Source organism: Pseudomonas sp. CHM02, assembly GCF_000612585.1.
In the GTDB taxonomy this organism is placed as follows: domain Bacteria; phylum Pseudomonadota; class Gammaproteobacteria; order Pseudomonadales; family Pseudomonadaceae; genus Aquipseudomonas.
This window is the reverse complement of record NZ_JFCA01000039.1, coordinates 1-26,266: the sequence shown is the minus strand read 5'-3', so window position 1 is coordinate 26,266 and position 26,266 is coordinate 1. Positions and strand designations below refer to the sequence as shown.

At 61.5% G+C, this 26,266-nt stretch carries 26 protein-coding genes; 9 read left to right on the top strand and 17 right to left on the bottom strand.

Translation table 11 applies throughout. The features are described 5' to 3' along the window. Positions 1-134: 134 nt before the first annotated feature. From BM70_RS0122115 to BM70_RS0122100, 4 genes are read right to left on the bottom strand one after another with little or no spacing between them, the layout of a single operon-like run. Positions 135-503 carry a glyoxalase superfamily protein gene (locus BM70_RS0122115; RefSeq protein ID WP_025858036.1) on the bottom strand — a complete coding sequence of 123 codons (369 nt, stop codon included), beginning with the start codon at positions 501-503 and terminating at the stop codon, positions 135-137. A 29-nt stretch (positions 504-532) separates the two neighbouring features. Then, positions 533-1,996, bottom strand: a complete 1,464-nt coding sequence (locus tag BM70_RS0122110; RefSeq protein WP_025858035.1) for an amidohydrolase family protein — start codon at positions 1,994-1,996, stop codon at positions 533-535. A gap of 1 nt (position 1,997) precedes the next feature. Further along, positions 1,998-2,858, bottom strand: coding sequence for a MurR/RpiR family transcriptional regulator (locus BM70_RS0122105; protein ID WP_025858034.1), 861 nt, complete (start codon positions 2,856-2,858; stop codon positions 1,998-2,000). A gap of 26 nt (positions 2,859-2,884) precedes the next feature. Then, the gene (locus BM70_RS0122100) at positions 2,885-4,234 is read right to left on the bottom strand and encodes a gluconate:H+ symporter (RefSeq protein WP_155952183.1); all 1,350 of its coding nucleotides are present in this window, start codon (positions 4,232-4,234) and stop codon (positions 2,885-2,887) included. A 247-nt stretch (positions 4,235-4,481) separates the two neighbouring features. On the opposite strand from BM70_RS0122100, the gene BM70_RS0122095 reads away from it, so the two are divergent. Continuing rightward, positions 4,482-4,862 (top strand): lysozyme inhibitor LprI family protein, encoded by a 381-nt coding sequence (locus BM70_RS0122095; protein ID WP_025858030.1) that lies wholly within the window; start codon positions 4,482-4,484, stop codon positions 4,860-4,862. A 60-nt stretch (positions 4,863-4,922) separates the two neighbouring features. On the opposite strand, the gene BM70_RS0122090 is transcribed toward BM70_RS0122095, so the two are convergent. From BM70_RS0122090 to BM70_RS0122070, 5 genes are all read right to left on the bottom strand, one after another. Then, positions 4,923-6,368: a SulP family inorganic anion transporter gene (locus BM70_RS0122090; RefSeq protein ID WP_025858029.1), complete on the bottom strand. Its 1,446-nt coding sequence runs from the start codon at positions 6,366-6,368 to the stop codon at positions 4,923-4,925. A 155-nt stretch (positions 6,369-6,523) separates the two neighbouring features. Beyond that, on the bottom strand, positions 6,524-7,417 hold the full coding sequence (locus BM70_RS0122085) for an NAD-dependent epimerase/dehydratase family protein (RefSeq protein ID WP_025858028.1): 894 nt from the start codon (positions 7,415-7,417) through the stop codon (positions 6,524-6,526). Between the two features lie 103 nt (positions 7,418-7,520). Then, the gene (locus BM70_RS0122080) at positions 7,521-8,417 is read right to left on the bottom strand and encodes a LysR family transcriptional regulator (protein WP_025858027.1); all 897 of its coding nucleotides are present in this window, start codon (positions 8,415-8,417) and stop codon (positions 7,521-7,523) included. Between the two features lie 30 nt (positions 8,418-8,447). After that, a complete protein-coding gene (locus tag BM70_RS0122075; protein WP_025858026.1) occupies positions 8,448-9,038 on the bottom strand; it encodes an NAD(P)H-dependent oxidoreductase in 591 nt (196 codons plus the stop codon). A 120-nt stretch (positions 9,039-9,158) separates the two neighbouring features. Continuing rightward, positions 9,159-9,923: a sulfite exporter TauE/SafE family protein gene (locus BM70_RS0122070; protein ID WP_025858025.1), complete on the bottom strand. Its 765-nt coding sequence runs from the start codon at positions 9,921-9,923 to the stop codon at positions 9,159-9,161. Between the two features lie 182 nt (positions 9,924-10,105). Here BM70_RS0122070 and BM70_RS0122065 point away from each other — a divergent pair, with 182 nt between their 5' ends. Continuing rightward, positions 10,106-10,996 carry a LysR family transcriptional regulator gene (locus BM70_RS0122065; protein WP_025858024.1) on the top strand — a complete coding sequence of 297 codons (891 nt, stop codon included), beginning with the start codon at positions 10,106-10,108 and terminating at the stop codon, positions 10,994-10,996. Here BM70_RS0122065 and BM70_RS0122060 read toward each other — a convergent pair. Together BM70_RS0122060 and kynU are read right to left on the bottom strand one after the other, a co-directional pair. Continuing rightward, positions 10,942-12,348: an amino acid permease gene (locus BM70_RS0122060; RefSeq protein WP_025858023.1), complete on the bottom strand. Its 1,407-nt coding sequence runs from the start codon at positions 12,346-12,348 to the stop codon at positions 10,942-10,944. The genes BM70_RS0122065 and BM70_RS0122060 overlap by 55 nt on opposite strands. Before the next feature lie 137 nt (positions 12,349-12,485). Then, the gene (kynU, locus tag BM70_RS0122055) at positions 12,486-13,736 is read right to left on the bottom strand and encodes a kynureninase (RefSeq protein ID WP_025858022.1); all 1,251 of its coding nucleotides are present in this window, start codon (positions 13,734-13,736) and stop codon (positions 12,486-12,488) included. 144 nt (positions 13,737-13,880) lie between these two features. On the opposite strand from kynU, the gene BM70_RS0122050 reads away from it, so the two are divergent. Continuing rightward, positions 13,881-14,354, top strand: coding sequence for an Lrp/AsnC family transcriptional regulator (locus tag BM70_RS0122050; RefSeq protein WP_016974903.1), 474 nt, complete (start codon positions 13,881-13,883; stop codon positions 14,352-14,354). Positions 14,355-14,458: 104 nt separating this feature from the next. Here BM70_RS0122050 and catA read toward each other — a convergent pair whose 3' ends face one another. From catA to BM70_RS0122035, 3 genes are read right to left on the bottom strand one after another with little or no spacing between them, the layout of a single operon-like run. After that, positions 14,459-15,388, bottom strand: a complete 930-nt coding sequence (gene catA, locus BM70_RS0122045) for a catechol 1,2-dioxygenase (RefSeq protein ID WP_025858020.1) — start codon at positions 15,386-15,388, stop codon at positions 14,459-14,461. A gap of 41 nt (positions 15,389-15,429) precedes the next feature. Then, positions 15,430-15,720: a muconolactone Delta-isomerase gene (gene catC / locus BM70_RS0122040; protein WP_025858019.1), complete on the bottom strand. Its 291-nt coding sequence runs from the start codon at positions 15,718-15,720 to the stop codon at positions 15,430-15,432. A gap of 12 nt (positions 15,721-15,732) precedes the next feature. After that, positions 15,733-16,860, bottom strand: coding sequence for a muconate cycloisomerase family protein (locus BM70_RS0122035; RefSeq protein ID WP_025858018.1), 1,128 nt, complete (start codon positions 16,858-16,860; stop codon positions 15,733-15,735). Positions 16,861-16,974: 114 nt separating this feature from the next. Between BM70_RS0122035 and BM70_RS0122030 the strand changes: the two genes are divergently transcribed. Beyond that, positions 16,975-17,865, top strand: a complete 891-nt coding sequence (locus tag BM70_RS0122030; RefSeq protein ID WP_025858017.1) for a LysR family transcriptional regulator — start codon at positions 16,975-16,977, stop codon at positions 17,863-17,865. A 70-nt stretch (positions 17,866-17,935) separates the two neighbouring features. Here BM70_RS0122030 and BM70_RS0122025 read toward each other — a convergent pair whose 3' ends face one another. Then, complete coding sequence (locus tag BM70_RS0122025) at positions 17,936-18,919, bottom strand: helix-turn-helix domain-containing protein (protein WP_025858016.1); 984 nt, start codon at positions 18,917-18,919, stop codon at positions 17,936-17,938. A gap of 311 nt (positions 18,920-19,230) precedes the next feature. Here BM70_RS0122025 and antA point away from each other — a divergent pair, with 311 nt between their 5' ends. From antA to BM70_RS0122005, 4 genes are all read left to right on the top strand, one after another. After that, a complete protein-coding gene (gene antA / locus BM70_RS0122020; RefSeq protein ID WP_025858015.1) occupies positions 19,231-20,622 on the top strand; it encodes an anthranilate 1,2-dioxygenase large subunit in 1,392 nt (463 codons plus the stop codon). Next, a complete protein-coding gene (gene antB / locus BM70_RS0122015; protein ID WP_025858014.1) occupies positions 20,622-21,113 on the top strand; it encodes an anthranilate 1,2-dioxygenase small subunit in 492 nt (163 codons plus the stop codon). The genes antA and antB overlap by 1 nt, the downstream gene beginning before the upstream one ends. 193 nt (positions 21,114-21,306) lie before the next feature. After that, the gene (gene antC / locus BM70_RS0122010) at positions 21,307-22,314 is read left to right on the top strand and encodes an anthranilate 1,2-dioxygenase electron transfer component AntC (protein WP_025858013.1); all 1,008 of its coding nucleotides are present in this window, start codon (positions 21,307-21,309) and stop codon (positions 22,312-22,314) included. Positions 22,315-22,386: 72 nt separating this feature from the next. Continuing rightward, entirely contained in the window at positions 22,387-23,784 is a 1,398-nt protein-coding gene (locus BM70_RS0122005; protein WP_025858012.1) for an amino acid permease, read from the top strand. A gap of 139 nt (positions 23,785-23,923) precedes the next feature. On the opposite strand, the gene kynA is transcribed toward BM70_RS0122005, so the two are convergent. Then, positions 23,924-24,781, bottom strand: coding sequence for a tryptophan 2,3-dioxygenase (kynA, locus tag BM70_RS0122000; RefSeq protein WP_015885870.1), 858 nt, complete (start codon positions 24,779-24,781; stop codon positions 23,924-23,926). Further along, entirely contained in the window at positions 24,778-25,428 is a 651-nt protein-coding gene (kynB, locus tag BM70_RS0121995) for an arylformamidase (RefSeq protein ID WP_025858011.1), read from the bottom strand. Before kynB ends, kynA begins: the two co-directional genes overlap by 4 nt. A gap of 375 nt (positions 25,429-25,803) precedes the next feature. Between kynB and BM70_RS0121990 the strand changes: the two genes are divergently transcribed. Beyond that, positions 25,804-26,148 (top strand): cupin domain-containing protein, encoded by a 345-nt coding sequence (locus BM70_RS0121990; protein WP_025858010.1) that lies wholly within the window; start codon positions 25,804-25,806, stop codon positions 26,146-26,148. The last annotated feature ends 118 nt before the right edge of the window (positions 26,149-26,266 follow it).

Here is a 26,266-nt window from a genome sequence, read left to right as displayed (position 1 = left end):
CAGCGCACTTACCGGAACATGTGGGCCTTTGGACGCGGGCCAACGCATCGTTGAGCGACCAACCCCGGCCACTCACTGGGATTGCAAAAAAACCGCCCTGCCAAGGCGGTTTTTTATTGCCTGCGATTCGCCCTTCAGCCCTCGCCTTCCTCGACAAACACCACGCGGTTCCCAAACGGATCCTTGATGCTCATCTCTCGCGAGCCCCAGGGCGTTTCCTCAACCCCGGGCTTGGCATACCGATAGTCCTTGCCCGCCAACTGCTGCTGATAGGCGTCCACGCCTTGCGCCTGGATCCGCACCGCCGCACCCGGCGAGGCATCGCCATGGTGCTCAGTCAAATGCAGCACACAGTCGCCCAGAGACACCTGCAGATACAGCGGGAAATTCGCCTCGAAACGATGCTGCCAATCCACCTTGAACCCCAGGAAGTCGACGTAGAATTCCAGCGCCTTGGCCTCGTCGAAAATTCGCAGAATGGGGGTGACTTTTCCTAAGTGCATGGTGACCGCTCCGTGTATGAGAGCGCCCACTATAGAGACGAAAACCTGCGACGCAAATCCCCGCTGCGTGCCAGGAACCGACCCTGCCGCTGCCCCTTCGCCTGCCCACCGCTGTAGCTCAACACCCCGTTGACCCACACCTCATCGATGCCCTCCGCCGCACGCTGCGGTTCCTTGAAATCCGCCACGTCGCGCACGCGCAACGGGTCGAACAACACCAGGTCGGCCCAGTGCCCTTCGCGGATTTCACCCCGTTCAGCCAGGCCAAACCGCGCCGCCGACAAGCCAGTCATCTTGTGCACGGCGGTATGCAATGGGAACAACCCGACATCGCGGCTGAAATGCCCCAATACCCGCGGAAACGCGCCCCACAAACGTGGATGTGGAAACGGGTCCTCGGGCAGCCCATCCGACCCCACCATCGACAGCGGGTGCGACAGGATCCGTCGCACATCGGCTTCATCCATCCCGTAATACACCGCCCCTGCCGGTTGTAGCCGGCGGGCGGCGTCCATCAACGAAACGTCCCACTCAGCGGCAATATCCTGCAAATCGCGCCCGCCCATTTCCGGGTGCGGCGTCGACCAGGTGATGGTGATACGAAACGCATCGGTCACCTGCTTGAGATCCAGGGTCGAAGAGCTCGCGGCATAGGGGTAGCAATCACACCCCACCGGATGGGTTTTCGCTGCCAGCTCCAGCGACGCCAGCAACTGCGGACTACGCCCCCAGTTACCGGCGCCGGCACATTTGAGGTGGGAAATGATCACCGGCACCTGGGCATGCCGGCCGATCAGGAAGGCTTCATCCATGGCCTCCAGCACCGGTTCGAATTCACTGCGCAAGTGGGTGGTGTACACCGCACCGAACGCGGTGAGTTCTTCACTCAACTGCAGCACTTCATCGGTCTCGGCGTTGAATGCACTGGCGTAGGCCAGGCCTGTGGATAAACCGAGGGCGCCGGCTTCGAGGCTCTCGTGCAACTGCACGCGCATCGCCGCGATTTCATCCGCCGAGGCGGTGCGGTGCAGGTCGTCCATATGGTTGCTGCGCAACGCAGTGTGGCCAATCAACGCCGCGACGTTCACCGCCGGATGCGCGCCTTCGACCGCTGCGCGGTAATCGGCAAAACGCGGGTACGTAAAGGCCTCACGTTTGCCCAACAAATTCATCGGGTCCGGCGGATCGCTGCGCAAGCTCACCGGCGACGCACTGATGCCACAGTTGCCGACAATCACCGTGGTCACGCCCTGGCTGAGCTTGGGCAGCATCTGCGGATGGCGGATCACCACCGTGTCATCGTGGGTATGCACGTCGATGAAACCCGGCGCCAACACGCGGCCCGCCGCCTCGATTTCATGCTCGGCCACGGCTGCCGACAAATCGCCAATCGTCTCGATACGCCCGTCGCGCAGCCCCACATCGGCCACATAGCCTGGCGTGTTGCTGCCATCAATGATCAGCGCCTGGCGAATCAACGTGTCGTACTTCATATCAGTCTCCAAGCGGCAGGCTGTCAGGGCCGCCGCGATAATCGTCCAGGGCCAGCTTGATCCGGCGCAGGCGTTCCTGGTTGTCGTCCGGCAAGGCCAGCGCCAACTCGGTGGCGAGCAGGTCAATGGCCAGCAGCATTCCGTAGCGTGCGGCAGTGGGCTTGTAGATAAAGCTGGTTTCGGCCGGTTGCAGGGGCAGCAGCACATCCGCCAGCCGAGCCAACGGCGAGTCGGCCAGGGTGATGGCGACAATGCGCGCGTCGTAGTTGCGCGCCAGTTCCACCACGTCCAGCAGCTCAGGGGTCAGGCCGGTCAACGAACACACGATCAGCGCATGCTCCGGCCCCAGTGTTGCCGCCGTGACGCGCATCATCACCGGGTCATGGCAAGCGGCAATCGGATAGCCCAGGCGTACCAGGCGCACCTGCAGCTCGTCGCTGCACAGGCTCGATGGGCCGCCCATGCCGAATGAGTGGATCATCCGCGCCTTGCCCAGCAGGTTGACCGCGTCGACGAAGCTCGCCTGGTTGAACCCCGACAAATGCTGACGCAACGTTGCCTCGATATCCCCCAGGATCTGCCGATGGAATGCCGACTGCTCCGGCAACCCCGCAGGATCGAGGAAGCGACTGCCGACCCCGCTGGCCTGGGCCAATTGCAGGCGCAAGTCACGCAAATCCCGGCAGCCCACGCTGCGCGCGAACCGCGACAGGGTGGCGGTGCTGACCTCGGCCCGTTGAGACAACGCTTCCAGGCTGGCGGACGCGGCAAAACCCACGTCATCGAGCATCAGCTTGGCGATACGCCCTTCACCGGCGCTGAAGGAGTCCTGGCGGGCGCGGATCTGGTAGAGGATGTCCATGGGGGCTCCGGGTTATAAGGTGAGGCTCATAAAACAAGAGACAGGCCGTAGGTGAGACCGAAGGCCACCACAGAAATCAAAGTCTCCAGCACGGTCCAGGTCTTGAAGGTCTGGATCACCGTCATATTGAAGTATTCCTTGATCAGCCAGAAGCCGCCGTCATTCACGTGGGAAAAGATCACCGAGCCCGCCCCCGTGGCCAGCACCAGCAATTCCGGGTGTGGATAACCCAGTCCCATGGCCACCGGCGCAACCACGCCGGACGCGGTGGTCATGGCCACCGTGGCCGAACCAGTGGCGATCCGCATCAGTGCGGCAAACAGCCAACCCATCACCAGCGGCGACAGATGGAAAGCATGGGCCAGGCCGAGAATTTCGTTGGTAACACCCGCATCCACCAGGATGCGATTCAAACCGCCCCCCGCGCCCACCAGCAAGGTGATGCTGGCGGTCGGCGCCAGGCATTCATTGGTGAACCTGAGAATCGACTCGCGGTTGAAGCCCTGGGCCAGGCCCAGCGTCCAGAAACTCACCAGGGTTGCCACCAGCAGCGCGATCACCGAGTTGCCGATAAACAACAGGAACTGGTTGAACCCGGTGCCTGGCGTGGAAATCACATTGGCCCAGCCACCGATCATCATCAGCACCACCGGCAACAGGATGGTGCCCATGGTCAATGCGAAACTCGGCAAACGTGTACGCGGCTCACGCTCGATGAACTGACGTTCCAGCGGGTTCTCCGCCGGCAGGTGAATACGCGGCACGATGAATTTGGCGTAGACCGGGCCGGCAATGATCGCCGTAGGAATGCCGATCAAAATCGCATACAGCACGGTCTGCCCCACCGACGCGTTATACGCCAGCACCGCCATCATCGCCGCCGGGTGCGGCGGTACCAGCGCGTGCACCACCGACAGACCGGCGACCATCGGCAGCCCGACCATCAGGATCGACACGCCCACCCGCCGTGCCACGGTAAACGCGATCGGCACCAGCAACACAAAACCGACTTCGAAAAACAGCGGCAGCCCCACCAAGAAGGCGATGCATACCATGGCCCAGTGGGCGTTGCGCTCGCCGAATCGGCTGATCAAGGTGCGCGCCACCTGCTCGGCACCGCCGGACTCGGCCATCATCTTGCCCAGCATGGTGCCCAGTGCGACGACCAGGGCGATATGCCCCAGGGTCTTGCCGACGCCTGCTTCGTAGGACCCCATGATGGTGTCCGCCGGCATCCCGGCCATCAGCGCCAGGCCGATGGACACCAGGGTGATGACGATAAACGGGTTGAGCCGGTAACGTGCAATCAGCACGATCAAAGCAATGATGGCGATGGCGGCGTATGCCAATAGCCCGAAGCCCGGTGATGCGGCCATGCGGTACTCCTCGGAAAGGGTCACGTCGAATTGGTTGTGAAACTCATAAATCATTACCGAAGAGCATTTTCAATTTTTATGAAAGTAATTTTCGCCCACAGATAAGCGGTGTCGCGTTGGGATATGTGCGACAACCCTTCATGAAAATTCGGGGGGTGTTCTTACATGAAGATCCGCCGATGCCGGAAACTCAGCGGGCGCCATCGAGTCATAGAATGCGCCTCCCCTCATGCCCAGGAAACCGACCATGATTCGTACCTCCCTTGCCGCCAGCGCGCTGTTACTTGCCCTGTGCGGCACTGCCTCGGCCGCCGACAACGCGGCATTGAAAAAATGCATGGACAGCGCCAACACCACCGCGGACATGGTCAATTGCAACGCCAAGGAAGCCAAGGTGCAGGACGCGCGTCTGAACAGGGCCTACAAGACCGCCCTCGCCGCCCAGGAAGGCGCACGCAAGCAGCAACTGCAGGACGTGCAGCGCTTGTGGATACAGTACCGTGACGCCAATTGCGGCTTCGCGGGCTCCGCCACCGGCGGCACCATCGACCAGGTCAACGGCTCCGGCTGCGTGCTCGACATGACCCAGACCCGCGCCCAGGAATTGGAAGACCTGGTAGGGCCATAAACGCACGGTAGGAGCCGGCTTGCCGGCGATGGCGATCCCACAAACGCCATCGCCCCGAGGTCAGTCGTGATGAACCTTGGCGCGCTTGAGCAGCTTCTTGCAGCGCTCGGACAGATGCAGTACCCGCAGGTGCTTGCCGGCCTTGGTGTAACGCTCACGCAGGGTCATCAGCGCAGCAATCGCTGAATAGTCGACAAAGCTCAGGTGACGGCAATCCAGCGTCACCTGGGCCGGGTCATTGGCCGGGTCGAATTGATTCAAGAACGGCGTGGTCGAGGCAAAGAACAACGTGCCATGCAGGCGATAGAGCTTGCTGCCGTCGGCTTCCAGATGCTCATCCGCATACAACTCCCGCGCTTGTTGCCAGGCGAAATTCAGCGCTGCAATCACAATCCCGCACAGCACCGCCGTGGCCAGGTCGGTGAACACGGTGATGACGGTCACCGCGATAATCACCAGCACGTCATTGAGCGGCACCTTGTTGATCACCCGCAGCGACGCCCAGGCAAAGGTCTGTTGGGACACCACGAACATCACGCCCACCAGCGCCGCCAGCGGGATCCTCTCGATAAACGGTGACAGGAACAGAATGAACAACAGGATCATCACCCCGGCAAACACCCCCGAGAAACGCCCGCGCCCGCCGGAACTGAGGTTGATCACGGTCTGCCCGATCATCGCGCAGCCACCCATGCCGCCGAACAGGCCCGAGACCATATTCGCCGCGCCCAGGGCCACGCTTTCGCGGTCGGGGTAACCACGGGTCTCGGTGATTTCGTCGGTGAGGTTGAGGGTCAACAAGGTTTCCAACAGCCCGACCATGGCCATCAGGAATGCGTAGGGGGCGATGATGCCCAGGGTGTCCAGGGTCCACGGAATTTGCGGCAGCGAGAAGGTCGGCAGGCCGCCGGCAATGTGGGCCATGTCGCCCAGCGTGCGCGTGGGCAGGCCGAGCAGGTACACCGCCAGGCCGACGCCAAGGATCGCCACCAACGCGGGCGGCACGGCGCGGGTGATGCGCGGCAGCAGGTAGACGATGGCCATGGTCACCAGCACCAGGCCGGTCATCACGTACAGCGGCGTGCCACTGAGCCAGTGCTCACCGCTCTTGAAATGCTCCAATTGCGCCAGGGCAATGATGATCGCCAGACCGTTGACGAACCCCAGCATCACCGGATGCGGCACCATGCGCACCAGCTTGCCCAGGCGCAGCAGGCCGAAGGCGACCATGATCAGCCCGCCCAACAACACCGTGGCCAGTAGATACTCAACGCCGTGTTGCACCACCAGCGCAACGATCACCACCGCCATTGAGCCCGCTGCACCGGACACCATGCCTGGGCGACCACCAAATAATGCCGTGAGCGTGCAGATGATAAAGGCGCCGTAGAGCCCCATCAGCGGATTGAGGTGGGCCACCAAGGCAAAGGCAATGCATTCGGGCAGCAACGCAAAAGACGTGGTAAGGCCGGCCAGGGCATCGGCGCGCAGACGGGTGAGGTTCATGAGGTACCAGGGCATTGCGGGGGATAAGGCGGGGAATGGTACGGAATTACAGAGGGCAGAACCAGTAGGAGCCGGCTTGCCGGCGATGAGGCCCTTGAAATCGAAACACGATCCAAGGTCGCCATCGCCGGCAAGCCGGCTCCAGGGGGTGGGTATCACACCATCTCGTTGCGAATCCACTCCACCACCGATGTACGCTTCGGCGCCCAGCCCAACACTTCACGGGCATGCTTGCCACGCACGCGGCTGTTGGAGCCCAGGCCGTAGTTGGCCATTTCATAACCCCACTCGGCTTCGGCGTCAGCCAATGGCCAATCCTGCGGTTTACCCAGGTTCAGCGCTTCGGCGATGGCGGTGGTCATGTCGATAAAAGACGCTTCGCCGCTTTCCACGAAGTAGAAGGTGCCCGGAACGTTCCTGGTCAGTGCCAGCAGGTACAACGCCACCACGTCTTCAACGTGCACGTTGGACCAGATGTTCTGCCCGGTGCCCACATGGCGCACCACACCGCTTTTACGTGCCTGCTTGAGCAGACGCGGCAGTTGCACGCTGTCGCGCTTCACACCCAGGCTGTGGCCGTAGATCAACGTGTTGCAGATTACTGCCGAGTTCACCCCATCCTTGGCAGCCGCCAGGATCAGATTGTCGATGGCCACGCGGGCAGCCTTGTCGACCGTCGGTTCCGGCAGGTTGTCTTCGAAGTAGATGACATCGCTGGACTTGCCACCCGACGCATCCCCGACAATGCTCGAACCGCTGGTGTGCAGGAATGGCTTGTTCGAGCCCTTCAAGGCCGCCAGCAGGGTTTCCACGGCGGCGCGATGGTCGCTGCTCGCGGCATTGATCACCGCATCAGCCTTCTGCGCTTGCTCGGTCAGTACAGCAGCGTCATCGAGGGTGCCGATCACCGGAGTGATGCCCAGGGCGGTCATTTCAGCCGCTTGCTCGGCACTGCGCACTAGGCCGGTTACGGTGTGGCCAGCCTTGACCAGGCCAGTGGCGATGGAACCACCGATAAAACCTGCGGCGCCGGTTACGAATACATTCATGGAGTGTTCTCCTGACTGGGTAAGTGATAAGTCCAGTATCAAGGGCGCATCCCTGACGAATAAGCCCCTATTGCCCAATTCACTCTTGCGCCAAGGTCACGAATCAGCAGGCATACCGCGCCAGCTTGGCCTGGATAAAGTCCAGGAAGCACTGGATACGCAACGCCAATTGCGAGTTGCGGTAGAACACCGCGTGGATCGGCTGGCGATAACCGCTGTTGAACGCCTCCAGCACCGGCACCAGGCGCCCGGCCTCGATATCGTCGATGGTCATGAAGTTCGACAGGCAACAGATGCCCTGCCCCTCCAGCGCCAAATGGCGCAAGGTCTCGCCACTGGAAGCCGCCACGCTCGGCTGGATCAGCCAGCGGTCGCCCTCCACATGACGCAGCGGCCAGTGGTTGAGGGTTTCGGTCTGGGTGAACCCCAGCAAGGTGTGGTCAGCCAACTCGGCGACCGTGGTCGGCGTGCCGTATTGCTTGAGGTAGTCGGGGCTGGCGAGGATATGCAGCGGCGTACAGCCGAGGGAACGCGCATGCAGGGTAGAGTCGGCCAGGGCACCGATGCGAATGGCGATATCGGTGCTCTGCTCCAGCAGGTCGATGATCAGGTCATCGCTGTTCAGCTCCAACTGGATCTCCGGGTAAAGGCTGCGAAATTCGGCGATATACGGCACGATTCCATGCAGCATGAACGGCACGGCGGCATTGATGCGCAGGCGCCCCGCCGGCTTTTTCTGACGTGACGACAGGCGCTCTTCCAGCTCATCCATCTGCGCCAGGATCACCTTGGCCTGTTCGAAGAAGTATTTGCCCTCCTCGGTCAGGTCCATGCGCCGCGTGGTGCGGTTGATCAGCGTGGTGTCGAGCTTGGCCTCCAGGCGCGACAAGGTGCGACTGACCGCCGAGGGCGTCTGCCCGACCTGCTCTGCGGCAGCGGAAATCGAACCGCATTCAATCACACTGACGAAGATCTGTAGCTCATCGGATCGGGCTTTCACAGGCGCTCCTCGTTATCGGTTCACAGCAGCTTATACCGAGAAATTGAACACCTGCGCCAGATGCTGCTCGTAGCGCACAACATCGGCCTCGATTGCCGGACGCTTCATCACGTCCACACACAGGAAGGTAGGCAGGCCGGTCATGCCGAGAAACTCGTTAGCCTTGTGGAACGGGAAGTACACCGCGTCAACGCCCTTGGCTTCGAAGAAATCGGTCGGGTCGTCGAAGGCTTGCTGCGGCGCGTTCCAGGTCAGCGACAACATGTACTGCTTGCCTTGGATCAAGCCACCGCTGCCGTACTTCTGCGATGAGTCGGAACGGGTGCGGCCGTCGCTGGCGTACAGGCTGCCGTGGCCTTCGGTGAAGACTTCGTCGATGTACTTCTTGACGATCCACGGTGCACCCATCCACCAGCCGGGCATCTGGTAGATGATCACATCGGCCCAGAGGTATTTCGCGACTTCTTCGGCAACGTCATAGCCTTCATCGATGTGGGTGACTTTGACGTCGATGCCTGCGCGGTCCAGCACCGCCACGGCGGCGTCATGCAGGGTGCTGTTGTAGCGACCATCGGAGTGAGCGAATTTCTTGCCGCCGTTGAGCAGGAGGACTTTTTTCATGGGAGGGTATCCAGAGGGGTTAAAAATGTCTGCCGGCAGGCTATCGACATAGGCCTCTGGGAATAAGCAACGGTGCAGCAAAATACATTTGATCAAACCGCACGAATACCAGCGGCATTGTTAACCACTGATCAGCAGATGCCCGCCCAACAGCGCCATGCCGATGAAAAACACGCGCTTGAACACCGCAGCACTGATGCGCTGGCGCAGTGCCTGGCCAAGCCACATGCCCAACAGTGCCGGCACCAGCGCCAGCAATGACGCGTTCAGCTCTCCACCGCCCAAAGTGCCGCGCCAGGCCAGCCCGGCGGCGAGTGCCAGCGTCGACACGGTGAACGACAGCCCCAGCGCCTGCACCAACTGATCGCGGTTCAAGCCCAGGGCTTGCAGATACGGCACGGCCGGAATCACGAACACACCGGTGGCCGAGGTGATGATGCCGGTGATCACCCCGCACAGCGGGCCCAGCCAGCGTTCGGTTCCAGGCCTTACCCTGAACGAGGGCAGGAACAAGCCGCTCAGGGCATAGACCAGCAATGCACCGCCCAATGCATGAACTACCCAGCCACCACCGTCCATGCCCAGCCACAAGGTGCCAAGCCCGGTGCCGAGGAAGATCAGCAGCAGCATCGGCCACAGGCGTTTGAGCAACGCACTCAGATGCCCACCGAACGCCAGCTGCCACAGGTTGGTGATCGTCGACGGGATGATCAGCAACGCCGCAGCCTGCGCCGGTAACATAGCCAGGCCGAGCAAGCCCATGGAGACTGTCGGCAAGCCCAGGCCGATCACACCCTTGACGGTGCCGGCCAGCACGAAGGTGCCGATCACCAGCAGGGTCAAGGCGGGACCGATTTGTTGGTAGAACGCGAGGAAGGTATTCATGGGGGGATTGTGCGGCTTTTCGCTGAAGGCTGAAATTCGCCATATACTGAGGCAGCCTCTTGTTTTTTGAGAGGCTGATGCCGCCTTCGCGAGCAAGCCCGCTCCCACATTTGAAATGCGTTCCAAGTGTGGGAGCGGGCTTGCTCGCGAAGGGGCCAGTCCAGCCACCCGAGAACCCCGGCATGCACTTTGACCTGATCGACCTGCGCCTTTATCTCCACATCCTCGACACCGGCAACATCACCGCCGGTGCCGGGCGCAGCCATTTGTCCCTGGCCGCCGCGAGTGCGCGTATCCGGGCGATGGAGGCTTCGCTGGGTATCGATTTCCTGGAGCGTAACCGTCGAGGTGTCACCCCAACGCCCGCCGGCAAAGCCCTGGCCCGCCACGCACGCCTGTTACTGCAACAGGCCGAGCACCTGCAACAGGACCTGGCGGAATACGCCAACGGCATCAAAGGCCAGGTACGCCTGCTGTGCAACACCACCGCCCTGAGTGAATACCTGCCGGAACTGCTGGCGGACTTTCTGTGCGAGCACCCCAATCTCGATATTGATCTGCAGGAGCTGCCGAGCCTGCGCATCACCCAGGCCTTGCGCCAGGGCACGGCAGATCTTGGGATCATTTCCGACGCGGTGGACACCCACGGCCTGCAGACCTTGCCGTTTCGCGATGACCCGCTGGTGCTGATCTCACCGCCGGATCATCCGTTCACCGAAGGGAGTTTTGTCGATAGCCTGCAATACGACTTTGTCGGCCTCGCCCCCCACAGCGCATTGACGGTTTATCTCGAAGAACAGGCATTGCACGCCGGTTTCCGCCTGCAAACACGCATCCGTGCCGAAGGCTTTGATGGGGTGATTCGCATGGTCGCCCGCGGCGCTGGCCTGGGCATCGTGCCCCAAGCGGCGCTGGAGCGCTGGCCCTTGGAACGCAGCTTCAAGGCCCACCCCCTGCAAGAGGAGTGGGCTCGCCGAAAGCTACTGCTCTGCGCGCGCTCGTTCGAGCAATTGCCCGGTTACGCCAGGGCCTTGTTCGATGCCTTGGCCCTGCCCTTGCGGAAGAAACCGTAATACACCGCCGACAGAATCAGCAGGAACGGCACACCAAACACCAAGGTCATCTTGAACGCCTCGGTGAAATACGTGGTGACCATCACCGCGCCCATCAGCACCAGGCCCAACAGGGTGCTGTAGGGGAACAGCCGCAGTTGGAACGACAGCTTAGGCCCGCCATGGCGCTTGCGGTAACGGCGGAAGAACAGGTGCGTGAGAAAGATCATGAACCAGGTGAAGATCGCGCCAAACATCGAGATTGCCATCATCAGCGTGAACGAACTTTCCGGATACACCACGTTCAGCAACGTCGCCAGGGCAATGCCCGAGCTGGACAGCAGCAACGCGTTCAGCGGGATGCCACTCCTGCTCAAGGCGCCCATGGCCTTGGGGGCGAAGCCGGCGCGGGACAGGCTGAACATCATGCGAGTAGTGATGTAGAGCTGGCTGTTCATCGCCGACAGCGCTGCGATCAGGATCACGAAGTTCATCACACCAGTGGCGCCGGGAATACCGATGGTCTGCATCACCGTCACGAACGGGCTCTGGGTTTGCCCAGCCTGGTTCCACGGCACGATGGCCAGCATCAGCGCCAGGGTCAGCAGGTAAAACACCACCAAGCGCACGATGGTGGCGCGGAAGGCTTTCTTCACCGCCTGTTCCGGGTCCGCCGCTTCGCCGGCGGCCACGGCGATCATCTCCACACTCAGGTAGCTGAAGATCGACACGATCACCGCGATCCACATGCCGCTCAGGCCATGGGGGAAAAAGCCATCGTGGGCCGTATAGTTCTGCACACCATATTCAGGATTACCGGAGCCGAACACCACGTAAACGGCAAGGATGATGAAGCCGACGATGGCGCTGATCTTGATCGTCGAGAACCAGTATTCGAAGTTGCCGAAGGTCTTCACGCTGATGGCGTTGAGCAGGATCAGCACGCTGGAAAACGACACGATCCACACCCATTCCGGCACGTTGGCGAACCAGTACTTCATGTACATCGCCACCGCTGTGACCTCGGCGCCCACCGCCAGCACGATCGCTGCCCAGTAGGCGTAGCGCACCAGGAACCCGGCCAGCGGGCTGATGTAGAACTCGGCGTACGCGCCAAAGGAGCCCGAGGTGGAATGGGCCACCGTCATCTCCGCCAGGCACCCCATCAGCAGCAAGGTGATCAACGCGCCGATGGCGTAGCTCACCAGCACACTGGGCCCGGCATAACCGATGGCGTAGGCGCTGCCCATGAACAGCCCGGTACCAATGGCGCCGCCGATGGCGATCATGCTCATCTGGCCGGAAGTGAGCTGGCGCCGCAGGCCCAGTTCGCGGTGGGTGATCTCGGCAAAACCGTTGTCTGGCGTGGTCACGTGGTGTGCCCCTTTATTATTGTGATGGTTGTTGCTGACGCTGAACCCTGTGGGAGCTGGCTTGCCTGCGATAGCGCCGGTGCATTCACCACCGTCATCGCAGGCAAGCCAGCTCCCACATTTTGATCGGTGCCGTGTCAGGTGACGCTGTTGCGAACTTTGAATTGCGGTTGGTTCCAGGTGTGGTGGTCGAGGATGTCGCCCAGGATTTCCACCGCGTCCCATACTTCGGTAAAGCTGGTGTACAACGGCGTAAAACCAAAGCGCATGATGCGCGGCTCACGGTAGTCACCGATCACGCCACGGGCGATCAAGGCCTGGATCACCGCGTAGCCTTCAGGGTGCTCGAAGCTCACATGGCTGCCGCGCCTGGCGTGCTCACGGGGGGTGATCAATACCAACTCATGGGCAGTACAACGGGCCTCCACCAATGCGATGAACAGGTCGGTCAACGCCAGGGATTTACTGCGCAGGCGGGCCATGTCGGTCTGGGCGAAAATCTCCAGGCCGCATTCCACCATCGCCAGCGAAGTGATCGGCTGCGTGCCGCACAGGTAGCGTGCGATGCCAGCGCTCGGTGCGTAAGTCGATTCCATGGCGAACTGGCGGGTATGCCCGAACCAGCCCGACAACGGCTGGCGCACCACATCCACCAGCGCCGGGTTGACCCACACAAACGCCTGGGAGCCCGGGCCGCCGTTGAGGTACTTGTAGGTGCAGCCAATCGCATAATCGGCACCGGCCTGATGCAGGTCGATGGGCACCGCGCCCGCCGAGTGCGCCAGGTCCCAGATGCTCAGCGCGCCGCACTCATGGCTCAGGGCAGTGAGCGCCTGCATGTCGTACATGTAGCCGGTCTTGTAGTTGACGTGGGTGAGCATCACCACCGCCACGTCCTGGTCGATGGCCTGGGGCAACTCGTCCGGGCTGTTCACCAGGCGCAGGGAATAGCCTTGCTGCAGCAGTTCGGCCAGGCCTTCGGCGATGTACAAATCGGTAGGGAAATTGCTCGCCTCGCTGACGATCACCTTGCGCCCAGGCTGGCGTTGGCGCTGCACAGTCAACGCGGCGCTGAGCACCTTGAACAGGTTGATGGAGGTGGTGTCGGTGATCACCACTTCGCCGTCGCGCGCGCCGATCAGCGGTGCCAGGCGGTTGCCCAGGCGCTGGGACAAGTCCGCCCAACCGGCGCTGTTCCAGCTGCGAATCAAGCCGTCGCCCCACTCTTGGGCAATCACCGCCTGCGCCCGCGCCAACGCCGCCACCGGGCGTGCACCGAGGGAGTTGCCGTCGAGGTAGATCACGCCCTGCGGCAAGGCGAACTGGTTGCGCAACGGTGCCAGCGGGTCCTGCGCGTCGAGGGCTTGGCAATGGCTTCGAGTGGTCATGGGCTGTCCTGGTTTTTGTAAGTCGATATGGACAAAATAATGAACGAAGTTTTAGAGAATTTTCGTGCAAAGTGCGGGGTAACAGGCTAATTAAGCTGTAGGAAATTCGAATTTAACCTCCAAATACGCGGATTAATTCTAACCATGATTCTCGATGCCACCGACCTGCGCCTCCTGCATTTCCTGCAACAGGATGGGCGCATCAGCAACCAGGAACTGGCGGAAAAAGTCGCACTGTCGCCGTCCGCGTGCCTGCGCCGTCTGCGCCTGCTGGAGAGCGAGGGGATCATCAGTGGCTACCGCGCCGTGTTGAATGCCGAGCAGTTGGGGATCGAGCTGGAGGCGATCGTGCACCTGTCGTTGCGCCAGGATGTGGAGGATTGGCACGAGACGTTTATCAAGAAGGTACAGGGCTGGCCGGAAGTGGCCAGCGCCTATGTGATCACCGGCGCCAGCAACTATGTGCTGCGGGTGCAGGCACGCAACCTCAAGCACTTCTCGGACTTTATCGTGAACCACCTGAACCGTACGGCGGGGGTGATGGATATACGCTCGGAGATTGTGCTGCAGAAGATCAAGGATCGCGATGAGGTGTTGGACTTGGTCATCCGCAAATAACCCCAACACCACCGCATCCTGTGGGAGCTGGCTTGCCTGCGATGACGGTGGTGAATGCACCATAGCTATCGCAGGCAAGCCAGCTCCCACATTTTTAACCGCGTTTAGTCCTCGAGGGCACGCACGCGTTGCATGCGTTTTTGCTCCACCGGGGCGTCAGCCACCTGCAACTCAAAGTCAAAATCGATCTGCGCAAACCGCCCTTCCACGCCAAACTCGCGCGCCAGCTGCGGGTCGTCACTGAAGCGGATTTCTGCGATCAGTTCATCCCGCGTCGCATAGGCAAAGTCGTCATGCAGGTACGGGTCATCCGACAGGTTGATCTGCGTGGTCAGGTGCCGATGTCCCGGTGCCGAAATGAAGAAGTGAATATGCGCCGGCCGCTGACCGTGGCGCCCCAATTGGTCGAGCAGTTGCTGCGTCGGCCCGGTCGGCGGGCAGCCATAGCCCGACGGCACGATACTGCGGAATCGGTAGTTGCCCTGGGCATCGGTCTCGATGCGCCGGCGCAAGTTGAATTCGGATTGCGTCGGATCAAACCACGAATACGTACCGCCGGTATTGGCCTGCCACACGTCCACAATTGCTCCCGCCAGCGGCTTGCCATCGGTGTCACGCACCTGCCCGCGCATGAACAGCGGCACCGCGGCGTCCGTGCCATCGTCAAGCCGCGCCTCGTACTGGCTCAACGGCGCCCCGGCCACATACAGCGGGCCCTCGATGGTACGCGGGGTGCCGCCGGATTTGCCGGCCTCCTCGTCGGCAGCGTCCATCAACAAGTCCAGGTAATGCTCCAGGCCCAGCCCTGCCGCGAGCAGACCGGCTTCCTGGTTCTTGCCCAACTCGTTGAGGTAATTGACCGCCTTCCAGAATTCTTCCGGGGTCACGTCCAGGTCTTCGATGATGTTCACGGTGTCGCGCAGGATCCGGTAGATCAGCGCCTTGGTGCGCGGGTTGCCACCGTCGTTGAGGTTGCCGCTGGCTTCTTCGAGAAACTGTTGGGCATGGGCAGTCTGGGACAGTCGGATGGACATGGTGCGTTCCTCATCTTGTAATTATTGGGTGCATGACAGGCTTAACGGTCGTCCTCATGGATCGACGAAGGGTGCCGGCACAGGGCATTCACTTCGATGGCCATGTAGGGGTAGAGCGGCAGTTGCATCAGCAGGTCGTGCAGTTCTTGCACGCTGTCGACATCGAACACGCTGTAGTTGGCGTAGTGCCCGGCGATGCGCCACAGGTGGCGCCATTTGCCTTCGTGCTGCAGGCGCTGCGCGAGGGCTTTCTCATCCGCCTTCAGGCTGGCTGCGCGCTCGGGGTTCATGTCGATGGGCAGGTTCACGGTCATTTTTACGTGGAACAACATGGCAGGCGCCTCTTAGTGTTTGTCACGACGGAAGAACGCCAGGCGTTCTTCGTCGATGGCCAGGCCCAGGCCCGGAGCGGTGGAGACATGCAGCTGGAAATCGCGGTACACCGGCGCCTCGGTGAGGATGTCTTCGGTGAGCAGCAACGGGCCGAACAGTTCGGTGTCCCACGCCAGTTTGCTCAGCGTGAGAAAGGCATGCGCCGACGCCAGCGTGCCGATGCCACCTTCGAGCATGGTGCCGCCATACAGGCCGATCCCCGCTGCCTCGGCGATCGCCGCGGTGCGCAACACCGCGCGAGGGCCGCCGTTCTTGGCGATCTTGAGGGCAAACACCGACGCCGCGCCTTCGCGGGCCAGGTTGAAGGCATCCTCGACACACTCGATGGATTCATCCGCCATGATCGGCGCCGGGCTCGACAGGTTGAGCCGCGCCATGCCGCCACGGTTGTTGCGCGAGATGGGCTGTTCGATCAGGTCGATGCCGTTGTCACCGAGCACCTTGCACGCGCGCAACGCCACCGCTTCGTCCCAGGCCTGGTTGACGTCGACGCGCACACTGGCGCGGTCGCCCAGGGCCTTTTTGATCGCGATCACATGGGCCAGGTCATGGCTGACTTCACCCGCGCCGATCTTCAACTTGAAGATGCGGTGGCGGCGCAGGTCGAGCATTTTTTCGGCCTCGGCGATGTCCTTTTCGGTGTTGCCGCTGGCCAGGGTCCAGGCCACCGGCAAGGCATCGCGCACGCGGCCACCGAGCAGTTCGCTGACCGGCAGGTTCAGGCGTTTGCCGAGGGCGTCGAGCAAGGCGCTTTCGATACCGGACTTGGCAAAAGTGTTGCCGCGGATGCTGCGCTCCAGGCGCAACATGGCGGCGTTGACATTGCTGGCGTCCTGGCCGATCAGCAGCGGTGCGAAGTGGCGGTCGATGTTGACCTTGATGCTGTCGGGGCTTTCGTTGCCGTAGCTCAGGCCGCCGATGGTGGTGGCTTCGCCGATGCCTTCGATGCCGTCGGCGCAGCGCAGACGGATGATCACCAGGGTCTGGTTTTGCATCGTGTGCATCGCCAGCTTGTGCGGGCGGATGGTAGGAAGGTCGACGATGATCGTCTCGATCGACTCGATGGCGCAAATCGGCATGGCAATACCCGTTGGGTTCTTTTTAGATTTCAGCCGATTCTGTCCCGCATCTTTCTTGGCTTCCAATATAGAATTGGTCTCAAGCAATACCCTCAAGGTATGAAAGGAGCCGTTATGGAACTGCGTCACCTGCGCTATTTCCAGGTGCTGGGGGAAACCCTCAACTTCACCCGCGCCGCCGAACGCCTGCACATCGCCCAGCCGCCATTGAGCCGGCAGATCCAGCAATTGGAGGACGAGTTGGGCGTGGTCCTGCTTGAACGTGGTCGACCGCTGCGGCTGACCGAGGCCGGGCGGTTTTTCTATGAACACGCCAACGTGCTGCTCGAACAACTGGGCAAGGTCTGCGACAACACGCGACGCATCGGCCAGGGTGAGAAGACGTGGCTGGGCATCGGCTTTGCGCCTTCGACCCTGTACGGCGTGCTGCCTGAACTGATTCGGCGGCTGCGCACCCATGAGGCGCTGGAGCTGGAGTTGGGGCTGTCGGAGATGACCACCTTGCAGCAGGTCGAAGCGCTCAAGGCCGGGCGGATCGATGTGGGGTTCGGGCGTATTCGCATCGACGACCCGGCCATCGTCCAGCGCGTGCTGGTGGAGGATCGGTTGGTCGCCGTGCTGCCCACCGGTCACCCGTTGCTGGCCGCACCCGCGACCCTCGCCCAACTCGCCGCCGAGCCATTGGTGCTCTACCCCGGCAACCCACGCCCCAGTTATGCCGACCATGTGATCGCACTGTTCGATGCCCATGGCCTGAGCCTCAAGGTGGCGCAGTGGACCAACGAGTTGCAGACCGCCATCGGCCTGGTCGGCGCCGGCATGGGCGTGACGCTGGTGCCGGCCTCGGTGCAAGTGCTGCACCGGGCGGACATTGGCTACACGCCGATTGTGGAGACCACGGCGACGTCGCCGATCATTCTTAGCCGACGGGTGAATGATCAGTCGCCGGGGCTCAGTCATTGTCTGCAACTGGTGGAAGAATTGATCCAGGCACCTCCCCTGTAGGAGCCCGGCTTGCCGGCGATGGCGATCTTGAGGATCTCATCGCCGGCAAGCCGGGCTTCCTACAGGGAGGCTAGCGTTGGCGGCGCGCATTGTTGCGCTGCAAGGTTTGGCTCGGCGATTCATCGAACAGCCTGCGATACTCCGCCGAGAACCGCCCCAGGTGGGTAAAGCCCCAGCCCAGGGCGATCTCGGAGATGGTACGGGTGGAGCCGTGTTCGAGGATTTCCTGGCGTACGACGCCCAACCGGTACTTCTTCAAATACGCCATGGGCGACAGGGCGAAGTATTTGCGAAACGCATCGAACAGCTTGAACCGCGACACACCTGCAGCGGCCTCCAGGTCTTCCAGGTGCACGGCTTCGCGGGCGTTGGCGTGGATGTACTGGCGGGCACGGATCAGGTAGTGCGGCAGCTTCACGCCGAGGACATCGCGCAGTTCTTCGGAGTAGTTGTTCGGCTGGGCCAGGATCAGCCCCTTGATCAGCGAGCTTTCCAGGTCGCGGGTAAAGGCGGCCTGCTCATACAACTCGCTGCCGTGCTCCAGCTCGGCGATGAAGTAACGCGCCATGCGCCACCATGACGCCGACGCACCGTCTACCGCGTCCATCACCGACTCAAAGCGCAACGGCGCCTCGATGGGCCGTCGCAGCAAACCTTCCAGCGACTCACTCATGGCTGCGCGCGTGATCACCACCTGCAACTTGCGGCAGTCGCCGGAGATCGCCAGCACCTGATGCTCGTTGGGCGAGATGATCACGCCCTGGTCGCGGTTGGAACTCAGGCGCTCACCGTTCTTGCTCAACTCCTGCTCGCCCACCAGGGGCAGGCTCAGGCTGTAGCTGCTGAAATGCTCGGCGTCTTCGATGTCGATGGTCACATCGGTGCCGTATTCGATCACGCCCAGGGTGGTGGCGCGGGACTTGAACACGTTGGCGCTGTGGTGAAAGCGCAGGCGTTCGGGCGTGGCGGTGGCCAGGCGATGGGGCCCGCAAATGCCCGACATCCAGCTGCGGGCGCCTTCCAGGTCGAAGCGTTGAATCGTTTGGCTGCTCATCAGGGTGCACCCACGGCGGTTAGGCTTTTGCGCGCTCTGGCGGCGCGTCGTTATTGTTCGATAGCAAGTAATGCGCCACGCCAGCGCAATGGCCACTGGATGGATAACAACCGTCGACTATGTGGATAAGTCGCCGTCTTTTTCGCCTCTTGCCCTGTCAGACAGTAGCGCATCCCGTCACCGCGATGCACCGGGTTGGGTATTTGCTGCCCAATTATCCGGCCCAGGTTCCCCCACTAAGCGGATAGCCCGCGCCCTGCCCGCCGCCTCTAATAAACCACCGATTAGCCCCTACCCAAAAGGTGCCTCCCATGAGTGGTGCAAGAAGCGTCGAGCAGTGGAAAACGTTTATCGAAAGCTGCCTGGACTTTCGCCCGGCAGACGAAGTGTTCCGTATCGCCCGCGACATGTTCACCGAGCCGGAACTGTTCGATCTGGAGATGGAACTGATCTTCGAAAAGAACTGGATCTACGCCTGCCACGAAAGCGAACTGGCCAACCACCACGACTTCGTGACGATGCGCGCCGGGCGCCAGCCGATGATCATCACCCGCGACGGCGAAGGCCGGCTCAATGCGTTGATCAACGCCTGCCAGCACCGTGGCACCACCCTGACGCGGGTCGGCAAGGGTAACCAATCCACCTTCACCTGCCCGTTCCACGCCTGGTGCTACAAGAGCGATGGCCGCCTGGTGAAGGTCAAGGCGCCAGGGGAATACCCGGAGGGTTTCGACAAAGCCACGCGCGGCCTGAAAAAGGCGCGTATCGAGAGCTACAAGGGCTTTGTGTTCATCAGCCTGAACGTGAAGGGCACCGACAGCCTGGAAGACTTCCTCGGCGATGCCAAAGTGTTCTTCGACATGATGGTCGCGCAGTCTGCCACCGGCGAGCTGGAAGTGCTGCCGGGCAAGTCCGCCTACACCTACGACGGCAACTGGAAGCTGCAGAACGAAAACGGCCTGGACGGTTATCACGTCAGCACCGTGCACTACAACTACGTGGCCACGGTGCAGCACCGCCAGCAGGTGAACACCGAGAATGGCATCGGCGCAGGCAGCACCCTGGACTACAGCAAGCTCGGCGCCGGCGATGCGAACACCGATGACGGCTGGTTCGCCTTCAACAACGGCCACAGCCTGTTGTTCAGCGACATGCCCAACCCCAGCGTACGCTCCGGCTACGCCACCATCATGCCGCGCCTGGTGGAAGAACATGGTCAGCAAAAGGCCGAGTGGATGATGCACCGCCTGCGCAACCTGAATATCTACCCGAGCCTGTTCTTTCTCGACCAGATCAGCTCGCAGCTGCGCATCATCCGCCCGGTGGCGTGGAACAAGACCGAGATCATCAGCCAGTGCCTGGGGGTGAAGAACGAGTCCGACGCTGACCGTGAAAACCGCATTCGCCAGTTCGAGGATTTCTTCAACGTGTCGGGCATGGGCACGCCGGATGACCTGGTGGAGTTCCGCGAAGCCCAGCGCGGTTTCCAGGGCCGGCTTGAGCGTTGGAGCGATATTTCACGCGGCAGCCACCGCTGGGAAACCGGGCCTACGCCGAACAGCGAAGCCATCGGCATTCAACCGGCCATGACCGGCACCGAATTCACCCATGAAGGCCTGTACGTCAACCAGCACCGCAAATGGCAGCAGTTCCTGCTCGACGGCCTCGATCAACAAGCGCTGAAACTGCGGGAGGTGAAGTGATGAATGCCCAGTTGCAGTACCAGATCGAGCAGTTTTTCTACCGCAAGTCCGAGCTGTGCGACGCCCAGGATTGGGACGCCTATGTGCAGTTGTTCGACCCGCAGAGCGAGTTCCACCTGCCGCAGTGGGACTCGGAGCACGTCTACACCCGCGACCCCAAGCGCGAGATGTCGCTGATCTATTACGCCAACCGCTCCGGCCTGGAAGACCGCGTATTTCGCTTGCGCACCGGCAAGGCCGCGTCGGCCACACCGATGCCGCGCACGCTGCACCTGATCAACAATGTGCGCGTTGCCGAGCAGGCGGATGGCACGCTGGAGGTGCGTTTGAACTGGCACACGCTGTTTTACCGCTTGGCGACTTCGGAGCAGTTTTACGGCCACGCCACTTACACCCTCAAGCCTGATGGCGACAGCTGGTTGATCACCCGCAAGCATGCGCTGCTGCTCAACGACACCATCAACTCAGTGCTGGATTTCTATCACCTGTAGCAGAGAACGTCGTCCTGTGGTGAGCCGGCTTGCCCCGCGCTGGGCCCCCGGGTCCAGACACTGCGGTTTGGCCTGAGAAAGGCGGTGACTTTATGGGGCTGCTTCGCAGCCCAGCGCGGGGCAAGCCCGCTCACCACAACAGGCCCGCTCGCCACAGGTTGTGCGCACGTCATCAATATGCGGAGAGCAACACATGAATCACAAAGTGGCCTTCAGTTTTGCCGACGGCAAGACACTGTTCTTCCCCGTCGGCGCCCATGAAATCCTGCTGGATGCGGCGCTGCGCAACGGCATCAAGATCCCGCTGGATTGCCGTGAAGGCGTGTGCGGCACCTGCCAGGGCCGTTGCGAATCCGGCGATTACACCCAGGATTATGTCGACGAAGAGGCGCTTTCCAGCCTCGACCTGCAACAGCGCAAGATGCTCAGTTGCCAGACGCGGGTGAAGTCCGACGCGACGTTCTACTTCGACTTTGACTCGAGCCTGTGCAACGCGCCGGGCCCGGTGCAGGTGCGTGGCACGGTGAGCACGGTGCAGCACGTGTCGAGCAGTACGGCGATCCTGCAGGTGCAGTTGGATCAGGCGCTGGACTTTCTACCCGGCCAGTACGCGCGCCTGTCGGTGCCCGGCACGGACAGTTGGCGCTCGTATTCCTTCGCCAACCTGCCAGGTAATCAACTGCAATTTCTGCTGCGCCTGTTGCCCGATGGGGTGATGAGCAACTACCTGCGCGAGCGCTGCCAAGTGGGCGATGCGCTGGTGATGGAAGCGCCACTCGGCGCCTTCTACCTGCGCCATGTGACCAAGCCCTTGGTGTTGGTGGCGGGCGGCACCGGCTTATCGGCGTTGCTCGGCATGCTCGATGAACTGGCCGCCAACGGCTGTGACCAACCCGTGCACCTCTACTACGGCGTGCGCGGTGCCGAGGACCTGTGCGAAGCGGCGCGCATCCAGGCCTATGCCGCGAAAATCCCGAACTTTCGCTACACCGAAGTGCTCAGCGCACCCTCGGAGGATTGGCTGGGCAAGCGCGGCTACCTTACCGAGCATTTCGACGTGGCCGAATTGCGGGACAGATCGGCGGATATGTACCTGTGCGGCCCCCCTCCAATGGTCGAATCCGTCCAGCAATGGCTGGCGGATCAGGCACTTGATGGCGTTCAACTGTATTACGAAAAGTTTACGCAGAGTAATATCTGACCCCTCAGCACTTCTGAGGGGCTGATGCGGCGTGCACTCAACCCTGAGAAAAACAAGTAGAAGGGAATGTTAATGGCGGATGACATGGTTAACCCGGTAGGCCTCAAGCGTGGCCTGAAGAACCGGCACATTCAGCTGATCGCCTTGGGAGGGGCGATTGGTACGGGGTTGTTCCTCGGCTCGGCCGGGGTGCTCAAGTCGGCGGGGCCGTCGATGATCCTGGGCTACGCGATTGCCGGTTTCATCGCGTTCCTGATCATGCGCCAGCTCGGCGAGATGATCGTCGAAGAGCCGGTGGCTGGCTCCTTCAGCCACTTCGCACACAAATACTGGGGCGGCTACGCAGGCTTCCTGGCGGGCTGGAACTACTGGGTGCTCTACGTACTGGTGGGCATGGCCGAACTGACGGCGGTGGGCAAGTACATCCAGTTCTGGTGGCCGGAAATCCCGACCTGGGTCAGTGCGCTGGTGTTCTTTGTCGCGGTGAACCTGATCAACACCCTGAACGTGAAGTTCTTCGGTGAAGCCGAGTTCTGGTTCGCGATCATCAAGGTGGTGGCGATTGTCGGCATGATCGTGCTCGGTTGCTACCTGCTGTTCAGCGGCACCGGCGGCCCGCAAGCCACTGTCAGCAACCTGTGGAGCCACGGCGGGTTCTTCCCCAATGGCGGCATGGGGCTGTTGATGTCCATGGCGTTCATCATGTTCTCGTTCGGTGGCCTGGAGCTGGTGGGCATCACCGCCGCCGAGGCCAGCGAGCCACGCAAAGTGATCCCGAAAGCGATCAACCAGGTGGTGTACCGGATCCTGATTTTCTACGTCGGCGCGCTGACCGTGCTGCTGTCGCTGTACCCATGGGACCAACTGCTGCAAACCCTCGGCGCGTCGGGCGATGCCTACAGTGGCAGCCCGTTTGTGCAGATCTTCTCGCTGATCGGCAACGACACCGCCGCACACATCCTCAACTTCGTGGTCCTGACCGCGGCGCTGTCGGTGTACAACAGCGGCGTGTACTGCAACAGCCGCATGCTGTTCGGCCTGGCCGAGCAAGGTGATGCACCGAAATCGCTGATGAAGCTGAACAAACAAGGCGTGCCGATCCGCGCCCTGGCGATTTCAGCGTTGGTGACGATGCTGTGTGTAGTGGTCAACTACGTGGCACCGCAGAGCGCGCTGGAGCTGCTGTTCGCGCTGGTGGTTGCCTCGCTGATGATCAACTGGGCGCTGATCAGCATCACCCACATCAAGTTCCGCAAGGCCATGGGCGAGCAAGGCGTGACGCCGTCGTTCAAGACCTTCTGGTTCCCGTTCAGCAACTACCTGTGCCTGGCGTTCATGGTGATGATCATCAGCGTGATGCTGGCGATCCCGGGGATCAGCGAATCGGTGTATGCGATGCCGGTGTGGGTGGGGGTTATCTATGTGGCCTACCGGTTGCGCATGCGAAATGCAAAACCCGTGACCGCATAAATCCTCTGTAGGAGCCGGCTTGCCGGCGATAGGCCTCAAGCCTTGCGGTAATTTTGAGGACGCCATCGCCGGCAAGCCGGGCTCCTACAAAAGGCGTGTTTCATCCAATAAAAAGCCCCGGAATTCCGGGGCTTTTTGTTTACAGCGTTGAGCGCACTCGCCACAACTCGGGGAACAACACCGTGTCGAGCATCTTGCGCAAATACCCCACACCTTCAGTGCCGCCGGTGCCAGGCTGGAAGCCGATGATCCGCTCCACCGTCGTCACGTGGCGGAAGCGCCATTGGCGGAACGAGTCCTCCAGGTCGATAAACTTCTCGGCCAACTGATACAGGTCCCAGTAGCGGTTCGGGTCGCGGTACACCTCACGCCACGCCGCCTCCACCGATTCATCGTGAACCGTCGCCGCCGTCGGGTCGCGCTCGGCACGTTTCGGATCAATCGCCAGGCCGGCTTTGATCATCAGATTGATCGCCTCGTCGTACAGCGACGGCGTGGCAATCGCCACTTTCAACTCGTTCAACAGCTCCGGCCGATGGGCGTGAGGCCGCAACAGCGCCGCGCTTTTATTGCCAAGGATAAATTCGATCTCGCGGTACTGGAACGACTGGAACCCCGACGACTGCCCCAGGAACGGGCGGATCGCCTTGTATTCCGACGGCGTCATCGTCGCCAGCACCGCCCAGGCGTGTACCAGTTGATCGAAGATCCGCGACACCCGCGCCAGCATCTTGAACGCTGGCGGCAGCTCACCCAGGCGCACGTGTTCGCGGGCGGCCTTGAGTTCGTGGAGCATCAGTTTCATCCACAACTCGGAGGTCTGGTGCTGGATGATGAACAGCATTTCGTTGTGGTCCGGCGACAGCGGATGCTGGGCGCTGAGGACTTTGCCCAGGTCCAGGTAATCGCCATAGCTCATGGACTCGGAAAAATTCAGCTCGGCGTTATGCCATTCTTCCGGAGGTTGGTAATCGGCAGAGAAGGGACATTGGCTCATCGCGTGGGCTCCTTGAGCGGACGGAGAATGGCGCGCACCGGGCTCGCGTCCAGGTTGGCAAAACGCAGCGGCAGAGCGATCAGTTCATAGTCGCCCTCAGGTACGTCATCGAGCACGATGCCTTCGAGAATCGCCATGCCATGGCGCGCCACGGCGTTGTGGGCATCCATGGTCTTGGACTGTTGCGGGTCCAGCGAGGGTGTATCGATCCCGATCAAACGCACGCCCAGGCTGGCCAGCAGCTCGATGGTTTGCGGGGCGATGGCGGTGAAATTCGAATCCCATTCGGTCAGCGGCGCTTGTGGATAAGTACGCAGCAACACACGCTCGGGCAGGTTATCCACACGGCCTTCCAACTGATACGGCTGCACCAGCGCGCCGCTGTCCAGGCAATGCAGCACCCGGCAGGGCCCCATGTACACCTCCAGCGACACCGCACCGATGGGCGCGCCGTCCGCGCTGTAATGCAGCGGTGCATCCACATGGGCGCCGGTGTGCGGCGACAAGGTGATACGCCCGACATTCACCGGACACTCCGGGCCAAACTGCCACACGCGCTCTTCCTGGAACGGCGTATCACCCGGCCAGGTCGGGGTCGCCGTACTCAAGGGCGGGCTGATATCCCACCACGTTTTTATTGGGTTCATTTGCAGGCTCTCGGCGGTTACTGGGGTGAATGATACGAGGGCTGGCCGCGAATTTTCTTGCGAATTCTGGCGTGAGACGGGAAATCTTTCGCACTTACTGCGAAGAACGGACGAGAAATCGCACAAATATATCGTCCGGATGCGTCACCGTGCCCTGTGGGAGCCGGGCTTGCCCGCGATGACGGTGGCACTGCTTGCATCTTCATAGCCTGACACTCCGCTATCGCGGGCAAGCCCGGCTCCCACAAGGGTTCGCGGTAATTTCCGGATCATCACACCGCTGCGCTTCTGGGCATCCCGATGTCGAGTTCAGACCACTGACACAACGCCCAAGGCCTTAGGGTGCATCTTTCCATTCCCTGCCTCGGAGCCATCATGTCCAAGCCCATCACCGTACTGCGCGACACTCACCCACTGCCGGTCCTGGACGCGTGCAAATGGGAAAAACTCGAAGGCGACCCGCACACCGTCAACCTCAACGCCTACACCAGCGAAGACGGCAGCAAGATCATGGGCACCTGGATCTGCACACCGGGCAAGTGGTACGTGGACTACGTGAAATGGGAATACTGCCACTTCCAGGAAGGCTACTGCATCATCACGCCCGAGGGGTTGGCGCCGATTCACCTGCGGGCTGGGGATATCTTTGTGGTGGAGCCGGGGATGAAAGGGACGTGGGAAGTGGTCGAGACGGTGCGTAAGTATTTTGTGTTTGCATAATGTTTTTTTGTGGTGAGCGGGCTTGCCCCGCGCTGGGGTGCGTAGCAGCCCCAATAAAAAACGCCGCATTCTGTCAGGAAGAATGCGGCGTCTGGTTGTAGGGCCGCTGCGCAGCCCT